At 37.3% G+C, this 3,416-nt stretch carries 2 protein-coding genes; both read right to left on the bottom strand.

What is annotated here, in order from left to right:
* Positions 1-234: 234 nt before the first annotated feature.
* Positions 235-1,449, bottom strand: a complete 1,215-nt coding sequence (gene rpoD / locus Q0516_RS08435) for an RNA polymerase sigma factor RpoD (protein ID WP_294468981.1) — start codon at positions 1,447-1,449, stop codon at positions 235-237.
* Positions 1,449-3,272: a DNA primase gene (gene dnaG / locus Q0516_RS08430; protein WP_294468979.1), complete on the bottom strand. Its 1,824-nt coding sequence runs from the start codon at positions 3,270-3,272 to the stop codon at positions 1,449-1,451. Before dnaG ends, rpoD begins: the two co-directional genes overlap by 1 nt.
* Positions 3,273-3,416 lie beyond the last annotated feature (144 nt).

The raw sequence follows: 3,416 nt of genomic DNA, 5'->3' as shown, positions 1-3,416 counted from the left end.
AGAGCCATCACGGCGATTGAGTGGAAGAATTTTTACCCCTTTTTTGTTTCTTCGGACAAAAAAGGGCGGATCGTAAGGCAGAGCCTTGCAGAATGACGGGGTGTAGGGCAGAGCCCTACAGAAAAGAGGAGTGCGGGGAGAAACCCCGCAAAAGAGTGTAAGGGACGGATTCCCTTAAATGTTTGTTTCTTTGAAAAGAAAACAAAAAGACCCGCATACCGCAGGTCTTTCATTTTATAAAAAATCTCTTAATTTTTTACTTCTGGTAGGATGTCTTAATTTCCTTAAAGCCTTGGCTTCTATCTGTCTTATTCTTTCTCTCGTAACACAGAATATATCCCCTACTTCTTCAAGTGTCCTTGGTCTTCCGTCTTCAAGTCCGAACCTTAAAATAAGTACTTTGGCTTCTCTGTCAGTAAGAGTTTTTAATACCTCGAAAAGCTGAGTCCTAAGAAGCATATAGCTTGCTGCTTCTTCCGGAGCGACAGCGTCGTCGTCAGGAATAAAATCTCCGAGGTGAGAATCTTCCTCCTCACCGATAGGAGTTTCAAGAGAAACAGGATCCTGAGATATCTTCATGATATCTCTTACCTTTTCTTCGGGAAGTCCCATTTCCTTAGCTATTTCATGAGAATTGGGGTCTCTGCCCAAATCCTGAATAAGCATTCTCTGAACTCTCTTGAGTTTATTTATAGTCTCTACCATATGTACGGGGATCCTTATGGTTCTTGCCTGGTCGGCAATGGCTCTTGTTATCGCCTGTCTTATCCACCATGTAGCATAAGTGGAAAATTTAAATCCCTTTGTATAATCGAATTTTTCGACTGCTTTTAAAAGTCCAAGGTTACCTTCCTGTATCAAATCCAGGAATGACATACCTCTGTTTACATATCTCTTAGCAATACTCACAACAAGCCTTAAGTTAGCTTCGCAGAGTTTCTTTCTCGCTTCAATGTCTCCGTTTTCTATCCTTTGAGCAAGGTCGAGTTCTTCCTCCGCACTAAGCAGATCTACTTTACCGATTTCCTTTAAATACATCCTTACGGGGTCGTTTATATGTACCGATGGTTCATATGCCTTTGCTTCGGCTTTTTTCACATCTTCGTCTTTTATATCTTCATCCAAAAGCGCATCAACATCTTTATCCGATTCGTCATCATCCTGAAGTACAACACCCTCTTTAAAGAAGAATTCCAATATTTCATCTATCTCATCGGGACCGAAATCCATATCCGTAAAATGCTGGTTCATTTCTCTTTGAGAAACTACGCTTTCTTTCTTAGCCCAAGCCTTTATATCTTCAACCGTTTTTAACTTTTTGACTTCTGCTCTGACAGGATCTTTTTTGACTGTCTTTTTCGTTTTTGCTTTTGTATTTTTAACAACTTCTGTTTTTACTTTTTTATCGTCACCCATATTTGCTGCTTTACTTCCCTTTTTTTGAGTCATTATATAAGTGTACCTCCGTTTTTGGCTTTCAAAAGCTCTGATTTCAGTTTGTAGAATTCGGCTATCAAAACATCCAACATTTCTTTATCTTCAGATTCCTGAATATCTCTTATGGCAAGCTTAACCTTTGTGATCTTCTTATTTATATTATTGATCATCAACGTTTTCTTTGCCTGATTTAAATCATCACTGTCTATATTTTGGTCCAAAGACACAATTCGTGACATGGTTGTAGCCAATGTATCATTATAATCAAATAGTTCTATAAAGTCAACCTTTTTTCCTAAGTTTATACAAGAAACTATCTTTTCATATATTTTTTTATAATCATCTCCCACCAATATATCTTCGTCTAAATTTACTTCTTTTATCTTATCGATATCAAGGGCATTGTCTATCATATATTTGAGTATCATTTCCTGTGCTTTGATGATTTTCTCTTTAATTTGATTTTTTCTTATATTCTGCTCTTTATCCTTCTTATTGTCTGATTCCAAATGATTTGGAGTTATAAAACTGTTTGTATTCACTTCCTTTTCTATAGTGGATATTTCGGCTTTTGTCCTTTCATGAAGATATTTGATATAAAATTCTTTTCTTACATCATCATCTACTTTTCCTATTATGACGCAGGCTTTTTTGATAAAATCCACTTTTTCCCAATTATCCAAAAGATTATGATTATCTTCAAGGAGTTTTATTCTGAACTCAATGCTGTCTACGCCATTTTCTACCAAATTATTAAATTTCTCTATGCTATTATTTAATATGTAGCTGTCGGGGTCATCTCCCTTTGGCAGTCTTACGACTTTTGGATAAATATTAGCACTCTCAAGGATCTCGCCGGCTTTTATTGTCGCATTAAGACCGGCGTTATCTGAGTCGTACATTATGACTACATTCTTGGTGTAACGATTTATCAGCTTTGCATGGTTTATGTTAAAAGCGGTACCGAGAGTTGCTACGGCGTTATTGATACCGTTATTGACAAGAGAAATAACGTCCATATACCCTTCGACAAGTATAAGAGGCTTTTCGCTAAGTTCTTTCCTCGCATTATTCAAGTTATATAATGTAGAGTTTTTCTTGAATACCAAGGTTTCCGGAGAATTTAAATACTTCGGAGCATTCTTCACATCCTTAAATATCCTTCCCCCAAAAGCAATCAGCTTCCCGTTGACATCCTGTATGGGAAACATTATCCTATCTCTGAAATAATCATACACTCCCCCCTTATCCTTTGTACGTACCAGTCCCGCTTTTATAAGAGTATTTACGGAATACTTCTTTTCTTTTACAAGAAAGTTATATAAATTATCGAATTCGTTTATGGAATATCCAAGACCGAACTTCTTTATCGTCTCTTTCTTTAGCCCTCTGTCAAGAAGGTATTTTAAAGGCACACCGCTGTTCATCAAATTCTTGTAATAATAATTCGCACTGTCCTTTATGCAGTTATAAAGCTCCTGCTTTTCGTTATAGCTTATGGTATTCTCGCTTCTTCTTGTGTAATTTCCGCTTTCTTCGTACTGTACATTGACCCCTTCCATATCGGCAAGGAGTTCCACAGCGCCGGTAAAGTCAAGTTTATTCATCTCCATTAGGAAATCAAGGACGTCACCGTTGGCATTGCAGCCAAAACAGTGGTAGCGACCCATTTCGGGAGTTACCACAAAAGAAGGTGTCTTCTCCGTATGAAAAGGACATCTTGCCTTATACCTTGCGCCTGCTCTTTGAAGAGGTACGTACTGATTTATGATACCTACGATATCCGCATCTTCTACAAGTCTACGAATAAAATCTTTTTTAAAATAACCCTTCATACTCCTCCTTATAAATTTTCTTTTTTCTTTTTATAAATAAACAAACATCTAAGGGACTCCGTCCCTTTAACCCTGCGAAGTTTTTTCCAAAGAAAAAAAACTTCGAGAAAAATTCTTCCACTGCGTGGTGCTAAGCCTTCGGCA

It is taken from the genome of uncultured Anaerofustis sp., from assembly GCF_938029165.1.
Lineage (GTDB): Bacteria > Bacillota > Clostridia > Eubacteriales > Anaerofustaceae > Anaerofustis.
Note: the sequence above shows the minus strand (reverse complement) of the source record. Positions and strands in the feature narration are given on the sequence as shown.

Bases quoted from the DNA above. Each gene is read 5' to 3' on its own strand.
- rpoD (WP_294468981.1), bottom strand. From the start codon at position 1,449: ATGACTCAAAAAAAGGGAAGTAAAGCAGCAAATATGGGTGACGATAAA.
- dnaG (WP_294468979.1), bottom strand. From the start codon at position 3,272: ATGAAGGGTTATTTTAAAAAAGATTTTATTCGTAGACTTGTAGAAGAT.